The organism is Nitrosomonas sp. JL21, assembly GCF_009833095.1.
Classification (GTDB): Bacteria; Pseudomonadota; Gammaproteobacteria; order Burkholderiales; family Nitrosomonadaceae; genus Nitrosomonas.
Genome location: NZ_QRCB01000060.1, coordinates 21,676 through 41,587, shown reverse-complemented (window position 1 = coordinate 41,587; position 19,912 = coordinate 21,676). Strand labels below are relative to the sequence as shown.

The window sequence follows — 19,912 nt, the reverse complement described above, 5'->3', positions numbered from 1 at the left end:
AGGAAATTTCCAGACAGGTCACAGTGATGAAAATCTTTGAATGGCACAATGACCGGAAAAGATCAATTAATTGCCGATTAGTGGGCTAATAACGCAGTTAGTACTTTGTTTTTGAGTGTCTTGATGATTTTCATTTCTTCCGAAGATATACCTTCCGGCGCGGGTTGTGCGCGATCGAGATAATAAATTCCGATGGGCTTGTCATTTACCACCAACGGGAGAATGATGAAGCTGCGGGTGTGTGTGAACAGTGTTCGATGCCACGACGGTAGCATATGTTGTACTTTGTCATCGCGGGAATCAGCAATGGATAAGTCGACATTTTTTTTGATGGATAAACTGAAAATGTCGGGTGAAGACTCAGAAAAAATGAATTGCCGTTGATGTTCTTCACTGTAATCACCCAATGAGAAACGCGCTCGGTATTGGCTATTCGCCGCATCTTTCAGGCAGAAGGTTCCGAAACTGAACCCCAGGCTGCTATGCAGGGTTTTGAGTACCAACAGAATGAGTTCATTGATCTTGTACTGTTTACTGGCCGTCATTGTGGTGATGGTATTGACGCCGGAATTCAATTGATCGGCTGCATCATGAGGTTTTCCGCTGGCATGATGCGGTGTCGATGCCGATGACTCCTCAGTCGTGCCATGACGATTGATTGAATCCGATTCAGCGGAGGTGGTCGATGAAGAAGCAGCAGATAACTGCAAGTTGATTTGATTGCTGACAGCGCTGGCTTCTTCAGTGATCTGCGCGATCAGTTCCGCAAATTTTGCTTCATCAATGTTCAAAGAACTGCCAAATCGCTGAAGGATGAGTTCGTTCAACTCGCTTTCTGATGATTCTTCGGAATGGCAAATCAATTGCGCAGATATTTCGCTGAATTCGGTGACTTGCCGCATCCATTCCTGGCGGTTCTTCGGCGGGGTTAAACGCTTGGCAGTGATCAATTTCATTGCACTGATGATGAATTCGGGGATATGCCAGGTTTGCAGCGCGAACTCTGTCAGGTCATCGAAACTGCAACCGATGACTTTCAATGAGGCTTGTGTTTGGGTGTGTGTGCGCTGCTTGACGAGATCCATCGTTTCTTTGTAAAGGGTATGGTCAAAGGCGGCTACTAACAGACGACCCATATTTTTGAATAATGCTGCGATGGCGACCTCTTCAGCATTGGGAAAAGCGCTGCGCTTCGCCATCTGGCGAGCTGCCAAGCTGGCAGTCAACGCAAATTTTAATTCCTTTTTGACATATTGAGTCTGTTTTCCTGGCATGCCATCCACCAGAATCATCGCCAATGCACAGGATTTTATCGTGTCCAATCCTAATAATTGTATCGCTCTGGAAATGTTGGTGACAACTTGATTCGACGCGCCGCGGAATGTAACGGAGTTTGCCAGCCGTATGATTTTCTGCGTGAGGGCGACATCCGCCAGTATCATGCTGGTAAGTTGATCGGCAGAATCTTCTTCTGCGGAAGATAGCTGCACGATATTAGATATGGATGCGCCCAAAGTAGGCAAATCCGGATTGGTGCAGATCATTTCGATGATTTTATCCTTGACGGATAGACTTTCCTGATCGGCAGATGCAATCGTGTCATTTCTGGGATTAACTTGAGTATTCATGGATGCTAGTTAGGTAGATTCACAGGTCTTGCTTGTAATCAATCAATTGACATCATCTATCGGCATAGAGCTACTTTTCTTCAGCAATCACGCAGGTTAAAGATCGATATGAACTGCCAAAATATACCCTGATCTGTGCATGGTATTCATTTTCTTATAAAAAATATGCAATTAGGTTCATAAAAGGCTTGCTTTTTTTCTTTTTGCTTACATTTTAAATTCCAAACTCGTTTTTTTAGTGCTATCCTTAAAAAGGATAAGCGTTCTTTGCTTATTCATAACTATAATAAAACTTGTATTTCGTCATTTACAGAAGGCTAATAATGAATCGCCATTAGCTTCCTGAAAGTATTTTTTCTGAAATTAAGCTTAATTTGAGACAAAAATGCGAATGACCTATATGGGTTAAGCTGACGAGATGTTAAGGTGACATCTTAGGATGCCCACAACATTTGATATTGTTAATAAGGAGATTATTAATGAAATATTCAATTTTAGCTGCTGCATTACTTGCCATTATGTTGACCGCATGCAAAGGTGAAGGAAAACCGGGTCAATATCCACCAAGCCTCTACAAAGAAAGAGAAAGTCAATTGTCTGATGCCGAACTTGAAAAAAATAAAAAAGAAGCAGCAGGTCAAACAAATCAATAATTTCAAGATCGCATATATCTGCTCAGCAGTGTGATTAATTAAAATGAGTCAGACATATGAAAAAAACTTGCTTACTCTACGGCCCTGTTCAGGGCCGTAGTTTTTTATAAGCTCAATCATCAGTCAGTGCATCTTTTATGAATGCTGCGTCAAGCAGCTATGCCATTGTTCCATCATTTCTATCATCTAAGAGCACCTGTTTATCGGATTTGTGCGGCTACCGAGTGTACTAATCAGTTTGGAAGATTCTTGATATGCTCCATTTTTACCCGCTGCATTGGAGTAATTGATCGTCTGCTGGTATACTTCCGGCACTTTTTAAAAAGTTTTCATGGCGGGCCTCCCCGCATTGCAAGATGGTGAATCTGGTCAGGTCCGGAAGGAAGCAGCCACAGCCGTTTATTGCGAGTGCCGGGGGTTTGGCTCGCCTCCTATCTGATAGCTATCATTAATAAAATTTGATTTGATAAGTCTGTTCTGAATTATCTTTTCTAACTCAATCCCAACACCGTGTCGCAAACACAAGTTCTTGCACGTAAATGGCGTCCCAAAAATTTCTCAGAATTGACTGGGCAAGAACATGTGGTGAGAGCGCTGGGAAATGCGCTTGAACAAAATAGGTTGCATCATGCTTATCTGTTTACCGGCACACGCGGCGTAGGCAAGACGACCATTGCGCGAATTCTGGCCAAATCACTCAATTGTGAGGCAGGTATCACCTCAGCGCCATGCGGGACTTGCCAAGCCTGCGTGCAGATCGACTCCGGCAGTTTCATTGATCTTATCGAATTGGACGCCGCATCCAACACTCAAGTCGACAACATGCGCGAGCTGCTCGAAAATGCATTGTATGCACCGACTTGCGCACGCTTTAAAATTTATATCATCGATGAAGTGCATATGCTTTCCAAATCGGCTTTCAATGCGATGTTGAAAACTTTGGAAGAACCACCCGAGCACGTCAAATTTATTTTGGCCACCACGGACCCACAAAAAATCCCCATCACCGTTTTATCGCGATGCCTGCAATTCAATCTGAAACAGATTCCTCCGGTGCAAATTGCTCATCATCTTCAGCAGGTATTGTCGAAAGAAAGTATTCCTAATGATATTCCTTCGATCCAATTCATCGCGCGCGCTGCGCAGGGCAGCATGCGGGATGCATTGAGCTTATTGGATCAGGCAATTGCTTTCGGTGAAGGTAAAATTGACGAAGCCGGTGTAAGAGACATGCTGGGCATCATCGATCAAGGCTATCTGTTCGATATGCTCGAGGCGCTGGCACAAAAGGATGGACTGACGCTGCTGTCCTTGGCGGGTGAAATGGAGGCGCAATGCTTGTCCTTCGACACTGTCTTGCAGGAATTGGCCGCTCTGCTGCACCGGCTTGCGCTGGCGCAGGCTGTGCCTGAGGCAATCAGCGAGGATACGCTGGATTCAGCGCGTATCCTCGCACTGGCGCAGAGATTGCCACCCGAAGATGTGCAATTGTTTTATCAGATTGCATTGCACGGACGTAGCGATCTCAGTTTGGCGCCTGATGAATATGCCGGTTTCACGATGACTTTGCTGCGCATGCTGGCGTTTATGCCGGATGACTTTTCTGAGAATCATCAAGCCGCGTCCACAGCGGCACCGAAGACTCAATCGCCTGATGCGTCAGCGATTCGTCATTCTCAGCCTGTCATCGATCAACTGCCCCAAGGCTCAGCCGGCGCATTGTCGAATTTCAATTGGCCGGAACTGGTGCAGCAATTGAAATTGACGGGGATGGCCAAGATGCTGGCGCAATATAGTGAAGCCAAGGCAGTTTCAGTGGATCAAATCGAATTGTGTATACCGGACGTGCATAAGCACCTTTTGGAAAAGAAATACCAGGATAAAATTCAGACTGCAATGCAAGCTTATTTCGGTAAGCCCATCACAATTAGCTTTTCAGTCGGCAGTATTACCGGGATGACCCCGGCGGTGTTGAAACAACGCGAAGAAACCGAGAAACAGGCCCAGGCCATTGCAACGATTGAGAAAGACCCCATTGTGCAGGAATTGATTGAACAGTTTGATGCGAAATTGATCGTTTCTTCAATAAAACCGATTCAAAAATAAAAGGAGACAGTGACGTGAGAGGTAACATTGGAAACATGATGAAACAGGCGCAAATGGTGCAGGAAAACATGCGCCAGATGCAGGAAAAACTTGCCACCATTGAAGTTGAAGGCCAGGCCGGCGCCGGCATGGTGAAGGTCGTGATGACCTGCCGGCACGATGTCAAACGAGTCAGCATCGATCAGAGTCTGGTGACGGATGATAAGGAAATGCTCGAAGATCTTGTCGCTGCAGCTTTTAATGATGCTGTTCGACGCGTTGAAACCACCACACAGGAGAAGATGGCGGAATTGACCAGCGGATTGGGATTACCCGCCGGATTCAAATTACCGTTCTGAGGAAGCTTTTAAACTACCGCAGAGGAAATTCGATGATCAGCGATTCGCTCAAAAATGTTGAGCGAATCGCTGATCATTTTCAATTTTACATCCTCACTTTTTAATTATATCTCTCTATTTCTGCATTTCTTGCTTGATGCGAGCAGGTGGCAATACACCCTCAAAAATTCTTACGGAATCCATGTTTCCTAAGAAAAATGCGGCGTCTTCAGGAGGGGAAATAGTGCGATGCTTGGATCCGATCGACAAAGGCTCGATGTTGACGCAAACGGGGCCGGGCACAGGCACCGCTGATTTGCCGGCCAATACGCCATTGATGAAAATTCTCAAGGTAGTGCCGTCGTAGCTGGTAGCCACATGGGTCCAGGTATCCACGGGCACGGGTTTGGTGCTATCGAATTTGAAATAATACATGTCATTGGCGCAACCACCATAAAAGCCGCCTACTCTCACGCGCCGCGTGTCCTGGCGGATATTCATCCAGAATGCGCCGGCTTTCTCCATGACTTCTTCCCGATCCCATTGATTCGGTTTGAATTTAATCCAAGCCATCAATGTATAGCGATGTAAATCGAAAATCGGATTGTCCGGCACTAGGACATGATTATTTATACCATTTAATTTGAGCCCTCGACCAGAAAAGCCTGCGCCAAAGTGATTGGCGCCACTTCCCATGACCGTGCCGTCCAAGTTATTGCCGCTGGAATCCATGACTGACTTTCCGCTGTCGGTAGTGAATTTGTATTCCAGAATCAGTGACTCGGCGGCTTGCGCCATGAGGGGCATGAACACCATAGTGAATGCAAGAAGTTTTCGTAACATAATAAAATCCTTTGGAAAAAGGGCACCGCATTGATCTCAGATCGACTGACTATTGAGCAATAGGGCGGCTAAGGTTGAAAAGTGATCATTGAGTAAGGAAATCAGTATCGCCTATCGATAAGCACTTGTTCTCACCCACGACCGTTCTTTGAACAGCGACAAAATAATTGATGGCTTGAAAAATTACATCAATTAAACCGCTTAGCTGTTTGATGGCTAGCATAGCATTTGCCGGCGATGTTTTATCAACATCTGGGGAAACTCCGAAAAGGGGTACGCGCCAATCGCGCAAGGCGAAATTGCGTTCAACGCGCGTGGAAGTTTCTCGATCTTCTCTAGCGACTGGAGTTTTGCATGACAATCATTAATTACCTGGAGGCATCTAAATCGGTACAATACCCGCAATTTATCCCTGCTTCGAATATGCCGACTTTACCTTTACTTCCCTCACAATTACGCCGCGTCATTGACTCGCAATCATTCGGATTTTCAGATACTTCGGAGTTGTCACATCAGTCACTGTCTTGGATCGGTCAGGAACGAGCGGAAGTGGCGGCACGTTTCGGTCTGAATATGTTGCAACCGGATTATCATTTGTTTGTATTGGGAGAAGCAGGCTCGGGCCGCTCATCGTTATTGCAGCAAGTTATGGCGGCTGTGGCGGCTGATCGGTCGGTTCCGCCCGATGTGTGTTATCTGCACAATTTTGCTGCTCCCGAGCAACCGCTGGTATTGCATGTGCCAGCCGGACTGGGTCGCCGGTTGCGGCAATCCTTATCGCAACTGGTCAAATCGCTTCCCGATGAGATTGCGCGCTGCTTGACTGGACAGGATTTTAAGCTCAAAAGCGCTCGCATCGAGAAGAAATTCAATACTGAAGCTGGGAAAGCCTATGCCAAACTGGTAAAGATGGCTGAATCGCTGCATTTTTCGCTGCGTCGTGAAAATGAGCAAATCGTATTTACGCTGCTTGACGAGAAAGGCGAGATCGTCACCGAGGAAAATGTGCTAAAACTGCCCAAGAGCCGGCGCATCGAGGAACAACTCGCGGAACAGCAATTGCACGAAGCGATCATTCAGTATTTCGAAACCCTGAAACAGATCGACAAAGAAAAAAACAGCGCCGTGACGGTATTGCAGCGTCGTATCGTACAACCTTTGCTGAATACTGCCTTGAAGAAGATTCAGCAAGGATTGCACAAGGGATCCAAGCACAATCCCCGGTTGAACGATTTTTTTGACCAGATCGAATCTGATCTTCTCGGTAATCTGGTTGTGTTCGATGTCAACGCCAGCGATGACGCCAAGCGTAGATCGGATCTGGATCAGGTTCTGGCGCGGTATCAAATCAATCTTGTGGTCGATAACGCTGAATTGCAGGGAGCGCCGGTCATCATTGAAGACAATCCGTCAATAAGCGCGTTATTTGGCGCTATCGATTATCAATTGGAAAACGGCAAGACGAAAACCGATTTCATGCGCATACGGGCCGGCAGTTTGCTCAAGGCGCATGGCGGTTTCCTGATGCTGCACCTGGATGATGTGTTGACCGACCATCAGCTTTGGGAAAAATTGCATCGATTTTTACGCAGTAAGCGGATACAAATCGAAGAATCCGGTTCGGCATTGACTTTGCCCGTTCCGATCGCGCTTGAACCGGAAGCTATCGAAGTGAACGTTAAAATCATTCTGATCGGATCGCGCGAAGCCTATTATGATCTGCAGGAGATTGATCCCGAATTCATGCGGCGATTCCGCGTCAAGGTGGATTTTGCCGAAAGTTTCCTGGCTAGCGCAGCAACCTATCACGCGTCTGCGGTATTGGTGGCGCAGATATGCAATGCCTCAGGACTTCCGCATTTTTCCTCACGAGCCGTTGCACGCCTGCTGGAAGAATCTCATCGGGAAATCGAGGATCAACAGCGCCAGAGTGCAATTTTTGGGCGCACTGAAATGCTGGTGTTTGAGAGTGCGGCGCTTTGTACGGCACGCCGGGGCAACGTGGTGGAGGTGATCGATATCGAAGCAGCTATGCAAGCGCGGCTGTTCCGCCATAATTATCCCGATGCCAGCCTGCAGGAGGCGATTATCGAAGGCGAAATTGCGATTGCTGTGCAAGGAGAGCAGGTGGGGCAGATCAACGCATTGACGCAGATCGACCTCGGTGATCATTGTTTCGGTACGCCGGTGCGGGTGACAGCGCGAGCTTTTGCAGGTGAAGATGGATTGCTGAATATTGCTCGTGAAGTGGATATGACCGGCCCGCTGCATGATAAAGGCGTGCTGATATTACAGAATTATTTGTCCGGTTTGTTTACCCATTTGGCGCCGCTGACATTCAGTGCCTCGATCGTTTTCGAGCAGGAATATAACGGTATCGAAGGTGATTCGGCATCCTGCGCAGAGTTTTATGCACTCATGTCATCATTGGCGGAAATACCGCTGCATCAAGGTATTGCAGTAACGGGTGCATTGAATCAGCATGGCGACGTGCTGCCGATTGGCGGAATCAATGACAAGATCGAAGGTTACTTCAGGCTATGCGAGATGATCGGTCTGACAGGTCAGCAGGGCGTTCTGATTCCGTATGCAAACCGGCGGCATCTGATGCTGGGCTATCACATCATCGAAGCAGTCGAGAAAGGCTTGTTCGCGATTTACACAATGGAACACGTTCTGCAGGGATTGGAATTGCTGACCGGGTTGCCGGTGGGAATTCAGGATACGGGGCGGATCGCGGGTTATCCTTCGGATACCGTGCTGGGAAGCGTCCAGAGAACATTGCTGGTTTTCCGGCGTGCATGCCAAGTGATGCAGCATCCCAAAACAGAGCACCGGCGGTTACCGTCACGCTCGGAAAAATGACGGTGCAATAGCATTCCCTGACCGAAACTTCCACTGATTGAAAATAGCCGGAACGTTCTGAAAACTATTGCGCGGCCTTTTAACGCCGCCTAAGTAAATACCTATGTAAATTTAAACAACGGCTTATTTACTTGCCCATATCGCAGTCCTACAATCTTTGCTGAAATTTGCCTATCTTTCAGCACGGTAATGAATGCCGTTCTGCAGAAGAGAGCGATTCCTATCCCACCGCCCCATATAAAAATAGAACGGAGCAATTATCTATGAGAAATGATTTTTTAAAAATACTGGTTAAACTGGCCGGCTTGTTGCTCACCGCAAGTCTCGCCAATGTTGCATCAGCCGTAGTGCCAACTAACACCCAACTACCTACGGTGAGCGGCACGCTCAAAGTTGGCTCGACGATCACGGTCAATCCGGGAACATGGAACGGAGACCGCCCCATGACGTTTGCTTATAAATATCAAATTTGTTCAGCGACCGGCACCAACTGTGCGGCTGCGCCCGGCTTGCTTCCCAATGGGCCTCGGCCAACATTGCTGCTGGTTGCAGGTACCGCCGGCAAACGGATCAAGGTGATCGTCACCGCGACCAATCCCAGCGGTAAAAAAAATGCGACTGCTGCGCTGACAGATGTCGTGGCAGCCTATCCAAGCTCAGCAGCACCGCTCGTTGAGTTTATCAATGGATTGCCAGAAAACGGATCGTACAGCAGCAAAACCATTTTTCAGTTTCAACCCACAGGCACGGGCGTATCTCTGACCTGTCAATTGGATAACAGAGCAGCTACGGTATGTCCAGCCAGCAACAAGATAACCTATGGCAATATTGCACCAGGCAGTCATACAATGAAAGTGACCGCGACCAACAGTTATGGAACGCAGGTGGCCAGCCATACCTGGACGGTGGTTCCGCTGCCTGCTCCTGTTCCCTGCGTGAAAGCTGATGGCTCGGCTTGTTATCATCCATCCGTCGGCGCGACGTGGCAATGGCAATTGAATCCCGATAACGGTCAGACTGCGATCAATACAGCGATTGTAGCGGATATGTATGACATCGATGGATATGCCAACGATGCATCCATCGTTGATCAGCTCAAGAATCTACCCGGTACTTCTGTCGCCAATCGCAATGTGACCTGTTACATCACGGCGGGTACTTTGGAAAATTGGCGCGCTGATTCGGAAGATCTCAATCCCCAGGTTCTCGGCAATCCTTATTCCGGTTTCGCCGATGAACGCTGGATCGATGTTCGTCAAATCTCGAAGGTGGATCCATGGCTCAAGAGAAAAATGCAGATGTGCAAGGATAAAGGTTTTGATGCCATTGAATTCGACAATGTCGATGGCTGGCAAACTGCCAACAAAACGGGGCTGAACATCACGTTTGAGGATGAAGTTGCATTCATCGTTTACTTGGCGAATTCGGCTCATGATCTGGGCTTGACGATGGCGCTCAAATCCAACGTGGAGCAGATACCAGCCGTGTTGAATTATGTTGACTTCGCTGTCGTGGAGGAGTGCTTTGCATACAAAGAGTGCACGAGAACCGATCCGAATACCGATGGGCAATACGGCTACGACATGTTCATCGAAGCCGGTAAGCCTGTTTTCGAGGTTGAATATAAGGCTTATAGCGCAAGCAATAATGTCTGCGCCCGAGCAAATAGCCTTCAATTTTCCACGCTGTATAAAAAAGTTGACCTGAACTCGTATCGGGTGTCGTGCAATTAATGATCTCGGGAAGCTTTCGAAAGGCCAAAATTTTCAGAGTTTCCCTGCGTTTTCCTAAAGGGAGGTAGGATACAGTCAACCACCGGTGAAGATAAGTAAACCGGTGGTTGCACTGTAAAGTGCTATTGATTACGTATTAAAAATGAAACTATATAGTTACTGATGAGTTTTTCGATCTGTCGGTAATTTCATTTTAATTGATCATCAATCGCTGAGTCGCTGACATGAAAATGCCGACTTATCTCTCCGTTCATCCCCAACCTGATCGTTTAAGTGATTGTTGATTGGAGATTTCTTGTCTCAATGTATTGAAGCATTCGTTATGACTGCGAGTAGTCATTCAGATATGCTGCGATATTCAGTAATGCCGACGAAAGCTCTAAAAAAACCTGTTTGATACCTCGTTCAGAAATTTATCAGGCAAAATACGCTGGTTTTCCCTGTATGCTTGATAACGAAATCAACGAGATTACGTATATAATGCGTTACTTTGCAGAGCGCCTCGACGGTTTCACTCTGTTTGCGAAGTTTATCTAAACACTCATTTCTAATGATTCTGTGAACATGCGTCCAATCCTGAAATCCAGCAAGCTGAACAATGTGTGTTATGACATTCGCGGTCCGGTGATGGAACGCGCCAAGCAAATGGAGGAAGAGGGCCACCACATCATCAAGCTGAATATCGGCAATCCGGCGACATTCGGTTTCGATGTGCCGGAAGAGATCCTGCAGGATGTCATCCGTAATTTATCGGATGCATCAGGGTATTGCGATTCCAAAGGGTTGTTCGCGGCGCGCAAGGCGATCATGCACTACACGCAGGAAAAGCAGATCAAGAATGTGCAGTTGGACGATATCTTCATCGGCAATGGCGTGTCCGAGCTGGTCGTGCTGACCATGCAGGCATTGCTGGATAATGGCGATGAGGTGCTGATTCCGATGCCCGATTATCCGTTGTGGACTGCGGCGGTGGTGCTATCAGGAGGTAAAGCCCGGCATTACATCTGTGATGAAACCACTGGCTGGTTGCCCGATCTGGATCATATCCGCGCCAGTATCACGCCGCGGACGCGTGCAATCGTGATCATCAACCCGAATAATCCAACCGGCGCATTATATCCGCAGGAAACATTGCTGGAACTGATCGAAATTGCGCGCCAGCACCAATTGATCATCTATGCCGATGAGATTTACGACAAAATCTTATACGAGCATGCCACTCATACGTCGATTGCATCATTGGCGGATGATGTGCTGTTCATCACGTTCAACGGTCTATCCAAAAATTATCGTGCCGCCGGTTTCCGCTCGGGCTGGGCGGTGGTATCCGGCGAAAAAGTTCACGCGCGCGATTATATTGCTGGCCTGAACATGCTGGCATCGATGCGGTTGTGCGCCAATGTGCCATCGCAGTTTGGCATCCAAACCGCTCTCGGCGGTTACCAGAGTATTTATGATCTGACGCTGCCAACCGGTCGGCTGATGCGTCAGCGCGACGTCGCGTGGAAGCTACTGACGGATATTCCGGGCGTGAGCTGCTTCAAACCGCAATCCGCGTTATATCTGTTTCCTCGCCTGGATCCGGAGATTTATCCGATCGAGAATGACCAGAAATTTGTGCTGGATCTGCTGCTCGAAGAAAAGGTGCTGCTGGTGCAAGGCAGCGGTTTCAACTGGAAACATCCGGATCACTTTCGTGTCGTATTTCTGCCGAATGTCGATGATCTGACCGAAGCCATCGGGCGCATTGGTCACTTTCTTCAGCGCTACCGTAAACGCCATGGCACTTGATCGCAACGTCGGCTCTGGACTTCTCTATTTATTTATTCTGTCCCGGCTCCTATAATCCGGTAGCTTGTCCCGTCCATTCTTTTATTGAATATTATGAAACCCATTCATATCGGCTTAATTGGCATTGGCACCGTTGGCGGTGGCACATACACTGTTCTGAAACGCAATCATGAGGAAATCGCGCGCCGCGCCGGCCGCGATATCGTCATCACGATGATCGCCGACAAGGATCTGGACAAGGCGCGGAAATTGGCTGATCCAGGCGTCATCGTCACCGACAACGCGCACGACATTACGACTCACCCTGATATCGACATCGTAGTCGAGTTGATCGGCGGTCAAACGATCGCCAAGGATCTGATCCTTGAAGCGATTGCGCACGGCAAGCATGTGGTTACTGCGAACAAAGCGTTGCTGGCCAATCATGGCACCGAAATTTTTGCGGTGGCGCGCGCCAAAGGTGCAATCGTTGCGTTCGAAGCGGCGGTGGCTGGCGGTATTCCGATCATCAAGGCGCTACGGGAAGGATTGACCGCGAATCGCATCACCTGGATCGCTGGCATCATCAACGGCACAGCAAACTTTATTTTGTCCGAGATGCGAGAAAAGGGTCTATCGTTCGCCGAAGTGCTGCAACAAGCGCAAAAACTGGGTTATGCCGAAGCCGATCCCACCTACGATATTGAAGGCATCGATGCGGCGCACAAGATCACACTGATGTCGGCAATCGCCTTTGGCATTCCGGTGCAGTTCAGCAAAGTGTATACCGAAGGCATCACCAAACTGACCGGTGAAGATATTCGCTATGCCGAAGAGCTTGGTTACCGCATCAAATTGCTGGGCATCACGAAACGCGTTGAAAAAGGCATCGAACTGCGCGTGCATCCGACGCTGATTCCGGTGCGGCGCCTGATTGCCAATGTCGAAGGCGTAATGAATGCAGTTGTCGTCAAGGGCGATGCCGTTGGGGCAACGTTATATTATGGCGCCGGTGCCGGGGCAGAGCCCACCGCCAGTGCGGTCATTGCTGATTTGGTCGATGTCACGCGCATGCAGACTGCCGACCCGATGCATCGTGTGCCGACTTTGTCGTTTCAACCGGATCTGCTGTCGGATACGCCGGTTATACCGATGGAGGAGGTGGAAACGTCGTATTATCTGCGTCTGCAAGTCGTTGACCAACCCGGTGTGATGGCGGACATTACGCGCATTGTCGCGGATTGTGCTATTTCCATCAGTGCCATGATTCAGAAGGAAGCGAGCGATGAGTCCGAGCAAGTCAGTATCATTATGCTGACGCATAAGACGGTCGAGAAAAATATCAATGCGGCCATTGCTCGCATCGAAGCATTGCCGGTTGTGGCTGGAGAAGTCTTTCGGCTGCGCATCGAGGAACTGAATAACTAAATGACGGATCATAGCAGCGCCGATTGCGGAGAAGGCGTTTGCCGCAGACCCGATCTTGCGTTGTTTGACAATTTACTGAAACCCACCATGCGCTATATTTCTACCCGTGGCGGCATGCCGCCCAAACCGTTTTCGGAAATCCTGCTGAGCGGCTTGTCGCCAGACGGCGGATTGGCGATACCGGAAGTTTATCCCAAAATCACTGCTGCGGAGCTTACCGCTTGGCGGGCATTGAGCTATCCTGCACTGGCATTCGAAATCCTATCGCGCTTCATCGATGACATTCCGGCAGACGATCTGCGCCATATCATCAATCAGACCTACACTGCCGAAGTATTCGGCTCGCCGGACATCACGCCGCTGAAAACATTGGAACCTGGATTGCATATCCTGGGATTGTCGAACGGCCCGACTTTGGCATTCAAGGATATTGCGATGCAGTTGCTGGGTAATCTATTCCAATATCAACTGGACAAAACCGGCGATGAATTGAACATACTCGGCGCGACTTCGGGTGATACCGGCTCCAGCGCGGAATACGCCATGCGCGGCAAGCGCGGTATCCGCGTGTTCATGCTGTCGCCGCTGGGCAAGATGAGCCGTTTTCAGACCGCGCAAATGTTTTCGCTGCAGGACAAGAATATTTTCAACATCGCCATTCGCGGCGTGTTCGACGATTGCCAGGATATCGTCAAGGCGGTCAGCAACGATCATGCTTTCAAGCAAGCGTATCGCATCGGTACCGTTAATTCGATCAACTGGGCACGTATCGTCGCGCAGGTGGTGTATTACTTCAAAGGCTATTTCGCGGCAACCAGAAGCAACGATGAACAGGTGTCGTTTGCTGTGCCATCCGGCAATTTTGGCAATATCTGCGCCGGTCATGTTGCGCGTATGATGGGATTGCCGATCAAGCATCTGATTCTCGCGACCAATGAAAATGATGTGCTGGATGAATTCTTCCGCACCGGCGTGTATCGTCCGCGCACTACTGCCGAGACTCGGCATACTAGCAGTCCGTCGATGGATATCTCGAAAGCGTCCAATTTCGAGCGCTTTATTTTCGACCTGACTGGTCGGAATGCGCAGCAGGTGAAGAAACTTTGGTCAGGAGTCGACCAAGGCAATGCTTTCGATTTATCTAAAACGCCGCTATTCACCAAAATCCAGGATTATGGCTTCATCTCAGGCAGCAGCAATCACGCCGCGCGCATCGCCACCATTCGAGACCTCCATCAGCGCTATCATGTGCTGGTGGATACACACACCGCCGATGGCCTCAAGGTCGGTCAGGCGCATCGTGAAACAGGTGTTCCGTTGATTTGCCTCGAAACCGCCTTGCCGGTGAAATTCGCTGAAAGCATACAGGAGGCCATCGGCCGTGAACCCGAGCGCCCGGCAGGTTTCGAGCATCTGGAAGATCTGCCGCAGCGTTTCGTGGTCAAGGATGCGGATGCTGAGGCGGTCAAAATGTATATTGATGAGCAATGCAACGCCGGTTAATGGGGCAGGCGAATCAAGCAAATCTGTAGTATTGAGTCTTAAACGATACCTGTGGCTTTCGGACGTTTTCTGAATCAATTCTCCGACACAGATCTCTGATTCTCTACCAATCAATTACTTCGAAATTCTCAATCCAAGAATCAATGTCCATGGCATCTTTGATCAACCGATTTAAATCCCTTTTCTCCGCTAAAAATGTTCCCGAAAAGATATTTACGGGATCTTTCTCGCCGTTGGTTTATCGGTTGGAATCGCCAAAATATCACTTATTCGATCTCCACGGTGAAAATTGGATGACCGGCTGGGTTTTTTATTTTGGCGAGAAAGTCATCACTGAACTGGCAGTGACAGCAGATGAAGCTGTTGTCGGAAATTTTCCGGTCAACATGCCGCGTCCGGATATCGGTATACACGTACCTTTCATTCCTGCCGCACAGACCTGCGGCTTTCATTTCAAATTGCCGGTGCCATCGCGCGACATCCATAACATTCACCTCGATGTAATCTACGCCGATGGCACACGCGTACCTTTCTTGATTTACGATATCGACAGCGTGCGGCAGCTTGCGTCCAAGCTAACCGAGTACCAACGGCAATTGCAGGAAATTCCGGTACCCAGCGCAGAATTGGTGTTCCTGACGCAAGGACATACGCAAACCGACGAGTATCAGAATGGCATCATTCCCGCTGTGCTGACGATGCAATCGTATTTACAAAAATCCGGCATCGATGTCGATCAGATAAGATATTTACTCGATTTTGGTTGCGGTTCAGGACGTTTGCTGGTCGGCTGGCACATTATCAAGCCGCACATTCAACTCCACGGCTGCGACTTGAATCCGCAATTGATCGAGTGGGCGCAACAGCACGTATCACAAGCTATCGATTGCCGCATGAGCAGCTTGAATCCGCCTTTGCCTTACCCCGATCAGCAATTCGACATGATCTATTTGATTTCAGTCTTTACTCATCTGTCACTGGAGACGCAAAAACTCTGGATTCAGGAGTTCAAACGCATTCTGCGCAGAGGGGGATATTTGCTGGTGACGCTGCACGGCGAACTATATGTGCGAAATACCTTTGATCAAAAGGACGAACATTTTCATGTTTTCATGCGTGCTGGCTATGTCGAAGAAGGGCAAGCCAGCGTGGAAGGAGGAAACCGTTACCGCAGTTTTCATCGCCATGATTTTGTTCGTGATTTGTTTACGGGCTTCGAAATCAGAGGTTATTTTCCAAACGGCAATGATCCTCAGCACAATACACTGTTTCAGATCGCACAATCGCAGGATGTGTATGTTCTGCAATATACCGGCTCATGATCGTTTACCATTTTTTAGCTGCTGAATTTGGATTGCGAGCGCTGCGTGATCGCCGATTGAAAATTGCCCGTCTCAATGAATTGAATGATCCATTTGAATTTTTTGCAGCGGATTGTACGGATAACAATACCCAAATCAAGCTGGAAGAATTCAAAAATGAGGTGAACGAGCAGTATGGCATCGTTTGTTTTTCTGAACGCTATGATGATCCGGTATTGTGGAGTCATTATGCCGATCATCATCGTGGAGTTGCTTTGGTTTTTGAAATTCCCGATGACACGGCGATTCGTATCAGTTATCAACCCGAACGCTTTACATTGGATGTCGATGCTGCTATCCAGCGCGGCAGTTTTCAAGGATTCGAGTTGAATCAATTAATATCGACAAAATTCTCAAGCTGGAACTATGAGAAAGAGATACGAATGATGTGCCGCTTGAGCGATCATTTCTGTCAGATCGATTCGAAAGGCAAGAAAGTATATTTCGAATCGTTGCGTCTGGAACCGTATGGCGTGGATGCATTGAGACTGGTCGGTTTGATTCGCGGCGCGCGATGTGATTTGAGCCCGGCCGATATCGCGAGTGAATTGCTGGCGGTCGATACTTTGCAGGTTCAGGATACCCGGCTGGAAAGATCATCGTTTCAAATCGTTGCTAGAGAATCCTATCCGGTGAGCGGGGAACGCTCTTTCACTGCATGCTGCTTTCGCGTTTGACCGTTCAATTTATGGAAATTCTGATGTTTTGTTAAACAGTTCTCTGATTCAGGATGTCATCGCTGCAAGATCACATACAGTGAATTAGAGTATCGTGCGGGTTTATGGAGTTGATGCTCTGGAGTAGAACGCTTCAACCCCAAAAATCAAGCTGGATTCTCAGGGTTGAATCGGGGTGTTCAGTAATGCTCTATCTAGTTAGCCTTGTTTATTTCTTCGCATTTATTGATAAATTCCTGCCGTTTGGCTTCATCGTTTTTAAACGCTGTCAAGGCTTTTTCCATGCCTCTGCCCGCACAGTTAACCGCATCCGCTTCCGGAACCGAATCACAACCGATCAAAACACTGCTGAGCATAACGATACCTACCGCGCTATATTTGAGATTCATCTGAAATTTTCCTTTATAAATATTGACCATGGCTTGATGATGATACCCGTTTCGCGAGTGCTTGACGTTGGCTCAGCCACACGAACCAATAGGTAAATTTTACCCGATTTCTTACAATCTATGTCATTCAACAGTGTTTTTGCCATTCTACCGTTCGGTGATGGTGAATATATGTGTGGATACGCATGGAAAAAACCGGCTGATATATGCTAATCTCGCTTTGAATCTGTATACTTTGTTACCTTCATCGATATCTTTGTCGACGTTAAGCAGTATTTTCAAACCATTTGGAGCCAGCCAATGAAGTTTTCGATTTACCGCTATGATCCCGATAAACATGAAAAGCCGTACATGCAGGACTATGACGTTCAATTGGCAGCTACCGACAAAATGCTGCTGGATGCGTTACTGCGCATCAAATCGATCGATGACAGTTTGAGCCTGCGCAGATCCTGCCGCGAGGGCGTATGCGGTTCGGATGCGATGAATATCAATGGCCGCAATGGATTGGCATGCATCACGCCGATCAAGAGCCTCACGGAACCCATAGAAATACGCCCATTGCCGGGATTGCCGGTTATTCGTGATCTGATCGTCGACATGACGCAGTTTTTTCAGCAATATCACTCGATAAAACCGTATTTGATCAATAACGATCCCCCGCCGGAGACTGAACGGTTACAATCACCGGAAGAACGAGCGGCACTGGATGGGGCGTACGAATGCATACTATGCGCCTGCTGTTCGACAGCGTGTCCGTCCTTTTGGTGGAATCCGGATAAGTTCGTCGGGCCGGCGGGATTATTGCAAGCCTACCGTTTTCTCGCCGATAGCCGCGATCAGGCTACGGCCGAGCGATTGGACAATCTGGAAGATCCTTACCGGCTGTTCCGCTGTCATTCCATCATGAATTGCGCCGATGTCTGTCCCAAGGGTCTCAACCCTACCAGCGCCATTGGCAAAATCAAGGATATGATGGTAAAAAGAATGGTATGAAGGAATTCGAGCGCGCGCGCTGGCGTTGCCGGCGCGGCTTGCTGGAGCTGGATATCATTTTGCAGCGTTTCATGGATCGGTACTACGCTCAATTGGATGATCAAGGATTGGCGCAATTTGAGCGCCTGCTAGACTTGCCGGACAATGACCTGTGGGAATTGATCGCAAAGCGGCAAGTTACCAACGACGAAAACATGCAACACGTTTTGACATTACTGCAAAAGAGTTAGCTTTTTGCTGGTATTCCGGCGATTCCGAAGCTTTCTGATCGTGCATACTCAACAATCGTACGTAATAAGTGGAGAAGTATTATGACGCAACAACGCATGGCGACTTTAAATCTCAACGATGGCAGTGCTCCGATCGAGTTACCCATCCTATCCGGGACGATGGGGCCCGATGTCGTGGATATTCGCGCTCTGCATGCAAAAAGTGGCTTATTTACGTACGACCCGGGGTATCTATCGACCGCCAGCAACAGTTCCAAGATCACCTTCATCGATGGTGACAAAGGCGTGCTGCTGTATCGCGGCTATCCGATCGAGCAATTGGCCACGCATTGTGATTTCATTGATGTGTGCCATTTGCTGATGAAAGGCGAGTTGCCGACTCCCGAACAGAAAACCCATTTTGACCAGGCGATCAAAAGCCATTCGATGCTGCATGAGCAATTGGTCAGGTTTTATAGCGGTTTCAGACGGGATGCGCATCCAATGGCGGTCATGGTCGGCGTCGTGGGCGCATTGTCGGCGTTTTATCATGAAGCCCTAGACATCACCGATCCGGAGGATCGTGAACAATCCGCTTATCGTTTGGTTGCCAAATTGCCGACCATCGCAGCGATGGCGTATAAGTACAATATCGGACAGCCATTCATCTACCCGCAGAACCGGCTCAGTTATGCCGAAAATTTTCTGAATATGATGTTTGCGGTGCCAACTGAAGAATATGTGGCCAATCCGGTCATCGTGCGGGCGCTGGATCGTATCCTGATTCTGCATGCCGATCATGAGCAGAATGCGTCCACTTCGACGGTGCGGCTGGTGGGATCCAGCGGTGCCAATCCGTTTGCCTGTGTGTCTTCGGGCATTTCATGCCTGTGGGGACCGGCGCACGGCGGCGCCAATGAAGCGTGCCTCAACATGCTCGAAGAAATCGGCGACGTGTCACGCATCGATGAATACATCAAGCGCGCCAAGGACAAGGACAGCAATTACCGGCTGATGGGTTTTGGTCATCGGGTCTATAAAAACTTTGATCCGCGGGCCAAATTGATGCGCGAAACCTGTCATGAAGTGCTCAACGAACTGGGTCTGCAGAACGATCGCTTATTCAAATTGGCCTTGCAGCTCGAAAAGATTGCGCTGGAAGACGATTATTTCATTTCCCGGAAACTGTATCCGAACGTCGATTTTTATTCGGGCATCGTGCAGCGCGCGCTCGGCATACCTACCAAAATGTTTACCGCCATTTTCGCGATGGCCCGAACAGTCGGATGGGTTGCGCAATGGAATGAAATGGTCTCAGATCCAGCATACAAGATCGGACGGCCACGGCAACTGTATACCGGAACAACCGTTCGAGATGTTCCGGCTTCCTATTCCAGAAAATAGTTCCTCTTTCTATTCTTTTTAAGGCCGCCA

The 19,912-nt window shown here is 48.6% G+C and carries 16 protein-coding genes and 1 other RNA gene; 14 read left to right on the top strand and 3 right to left on the bottom strand.

Annotated features, from left to right (window positions below):
- Nucleotides 1-77: 77 nt before the first annotated feature.
- Nucleotides 78-1,628, bottom strand: a complete 1,551-nt coding sequence (locus ABF87_RS14200; RefSeq protein ID WP_160829774.1) for an HDOD domain-containing protein — start codon at nucleotides 1,626-1,628, stop codon at nucleotides 78-80.
- 479 nt (nucleotides 1,629-2,107) lie between these two features.
- On the opposite strand from ABF87_RS14200, the gene ABF87_RS14705 reads away from it, so the two are divergent.
- From ABF87_RS14705 to ABF87_RS14185, 4 genes are all read left to right on the top strand, one after another.
- Nucleotides 2,108-2,281, top strand: coding sequence for a hypothetical protein (locus ABF87_RS14705; RefSeq protein WP_164503252.1), 174 nt, complete (start codon nucleotides 2,108-2,110; stop codon nucleotides 2,279-2,281).
- A gap of 333 nt (nucleotides 2,282-2,614) precedes the next feature.
- Nucleotides 2,615-2,713, top strand: an RNA gene (ffs, locus tag ABF87_RS14195) — signal recognition particle sRNA small type.
- A 78-nt stretch (nucleotides 2,714-2,791) separates the two neighbouring features.
- Nucleotides 2,792-4,387, top strand: coding sequence for a DNA polymerase III subunit gamma/tau (dnaX, locus tag ABF87_RS14190; RefSeq protein WP_160829773.1), 1,596 nt, complete (start codon nucleotides 2,792-2,794; stop codon nucleotides 4,385-4,387).
- Nucleotides 4,388-4,401: 14 nt separating this feature from the next.
- Complete coding sequence (locus tag ABF87_RS14185) at nucleotides 4,402-4,725, top strand: YbaB/EbfC family nucleoid-associated protein (protein ID WP_160829772.1); 324 nt, start codon at nucleotides 4,402-4,404, stop codon at nucleotides 4,723-4,725.
- A gap of 114 nt (nucleotides 4,726-4,839) precedes the next feature.
- Here the strand turns inward: ABF87_RS14185 and ABF87_RS14180 are convergent, their stop codons facing one another.
- Entirely contained in the window at nucleotides 4,840-5,547 is a 708-nt protein-coding gene (locus tag ABF87_RS14180; RefSeq protein ID WP_160829771.1) for a LamG domain-containing protein, read from the bottom strand.
- Nucleotides 5,548-5,901: 354 nt separating this feature from the next.
- Here ABF87_RS14180 and ABF87_RS14175 point away from each other — a divergent pair, with 354 nt between their 5' ends.
- The 7 genes from ABF87_RS14175 (at nucleotide 5,902) to ABF87_RS14145 (ending at nucleotide 16,884) form a co-directional block, all read left to right on the top strand.
- Complete coding sequence (locus tag ABF87_RS14175) at nucleotides 5,902-8,412, top strand: ATP-binding protein (RefSeq protein WP_345789924.1); 2,511 nt, start codon at nucleotides 5,902-5,904, stop codon at nucleotides 8,410-8,412.
- A gap of 263 nt (nucleotides 8,413-8,675) precedes the next feature.
- Entirely contained in the window at nucleotides 8,676-10,145 is a 1,470-nt protein-coding gene (locus tag ABF87_RS14170) for an endo alpha-1,4 polygalactosaminidase (RefSeq protein ID WP_160829770.1), read from the top strand.
- 564 nt (nucleotides 10,146-10,709) lie between these two features.
- On the top strand, nucleotides 10,710-11,936 hold the full coding sequence (locus ABF87_RS14165; RefSeq protein ID WP_160829769.1) for a pyridoxal phosphate-dependent aminotransferase: 1,227 nt from the start codon (nucleotides 10,710-10,712) through the stop codon (nucleotides 11,934-11,936).
- Nucleotides 11,937-12,029: 93 nt separating this feature from the next.
- A complete protein-coding gene (locus ABF87_RS14160) occupies nucleotides 12,030-13,343 on the top strand; it encodes a homoserine dehydrogenase (RefSeq protein ID WP_160829768.1) in 1,314 nt (437 codons plus the stop codon).
- Between the two features lie 87 nt (nucleotides 13,344-13,430).
- Nucleotides 13,431-14,846, top strand: coding sequence for a threonine synthase (gene thrC, locus ABF87_RS14155; protein WP_160829777.1), 1,416 nt, complete (start codon nucleotides 13,431-13,433; stop codon nucleotides 14,844-14,846).
- 149 nt (nucleotides 14,847-14,995) lie between these two features.
- Nucleotides 14,996-16,168: a class I SAM-dependent methyltransferase gene (locus ABF87_RS14150; RefSeq protein WP_160829767.1), complete on the top strand. Its 1,173-nt coding sequence runs from the start codon at nucleotides 14,996-14,998 to the stop codon at nucleotides 16,166-16,168.
- The gene (locus tag ABF87_RS14145; protein WP_160829766.1) at nucleotides 16,165-16,884 is read left to right on the top strand and encodes a DUF2971 domain-containing protein; all 720 of its coding nucleotides are present in this window, start codon (nucleotides 16,165-16,167) and stop codon (nucleotides 16,882-16,884) included. Before ABF87_RS14150 ends, ABF87_RS14145 begins: the two co-directional genes overlap by 4 nt.
- A gap of 194 nt (nucleotides 16,885-17,078) precedes the next feature.
- Here the strand turns inward: ABF87_RS14145 and trbK are convergent, their stop codons facing one another.
- Nucleotides 17,079-17,303 (bottom strand): entry exclusion lipoprotein TrbK, encoded by a 225-nt coding sequence (gene trbK / locus ABF87_RS14140; RefSeq protein ID WP_240143703.1) that lies wholly within the window; start codon nucleotides 17,301-17,303, stop codon nucleotides 17,079-17,081.
- 270 nt (nucleotides 17,304-17,573) lie between these two features.
- Here trbK and ABF87_RS14135 point away from each other — a divergent pair, with 270 nt between their 5' ends.
- The 3 genes from ABF87_RS14135 (at nucleotide 17,574) to gltA (ending at nucleotide 19,882) form a co-directional block, all read left to right on the top strand.
- Nucleotides 17,574-18,269, top strand: a complete 696-nt coding sequence (locus tag ABF87_RS14135; protein ID WP_160829765.1) for a succinate dehydrogenase iron-sulfur subunit — start codon at nucleotides 17,574-17,576, stop codon at nucleotides 18,267-18,269.
- On the top strand, nucleotides 18,266-18,499 hold the full coding sequence (locus ABF87_RS14130; protein WP_160829764.1) for a succinate dehydrogenase assembly factor 2: 234 nt from the start codon (nucleotides 18,266-18,268) through the stop codon (nucleotides 18,497-18,499). The genes ABF87_RS14135 and ABF87_RS14130 overlap by 4 nt, the downstream gene beginning before the upstream one ends.
- Nucleotides 18,500-18,580: 81 nt before the next feature.
- Nucleotides 18,581-19,882 (top strand): citrate synthase, encoded by a 1,302-nt coding sequence (gltA, locus tag ABF87_RS14125; protein WP_160829763.1) that lies wholly within the window; start codon nucleotides 18,581-18,583, stop codon nucleotides 19,880-19,882.
- Nucleotides 19,883-19,912: the final 30 nt, after the last annotated feature.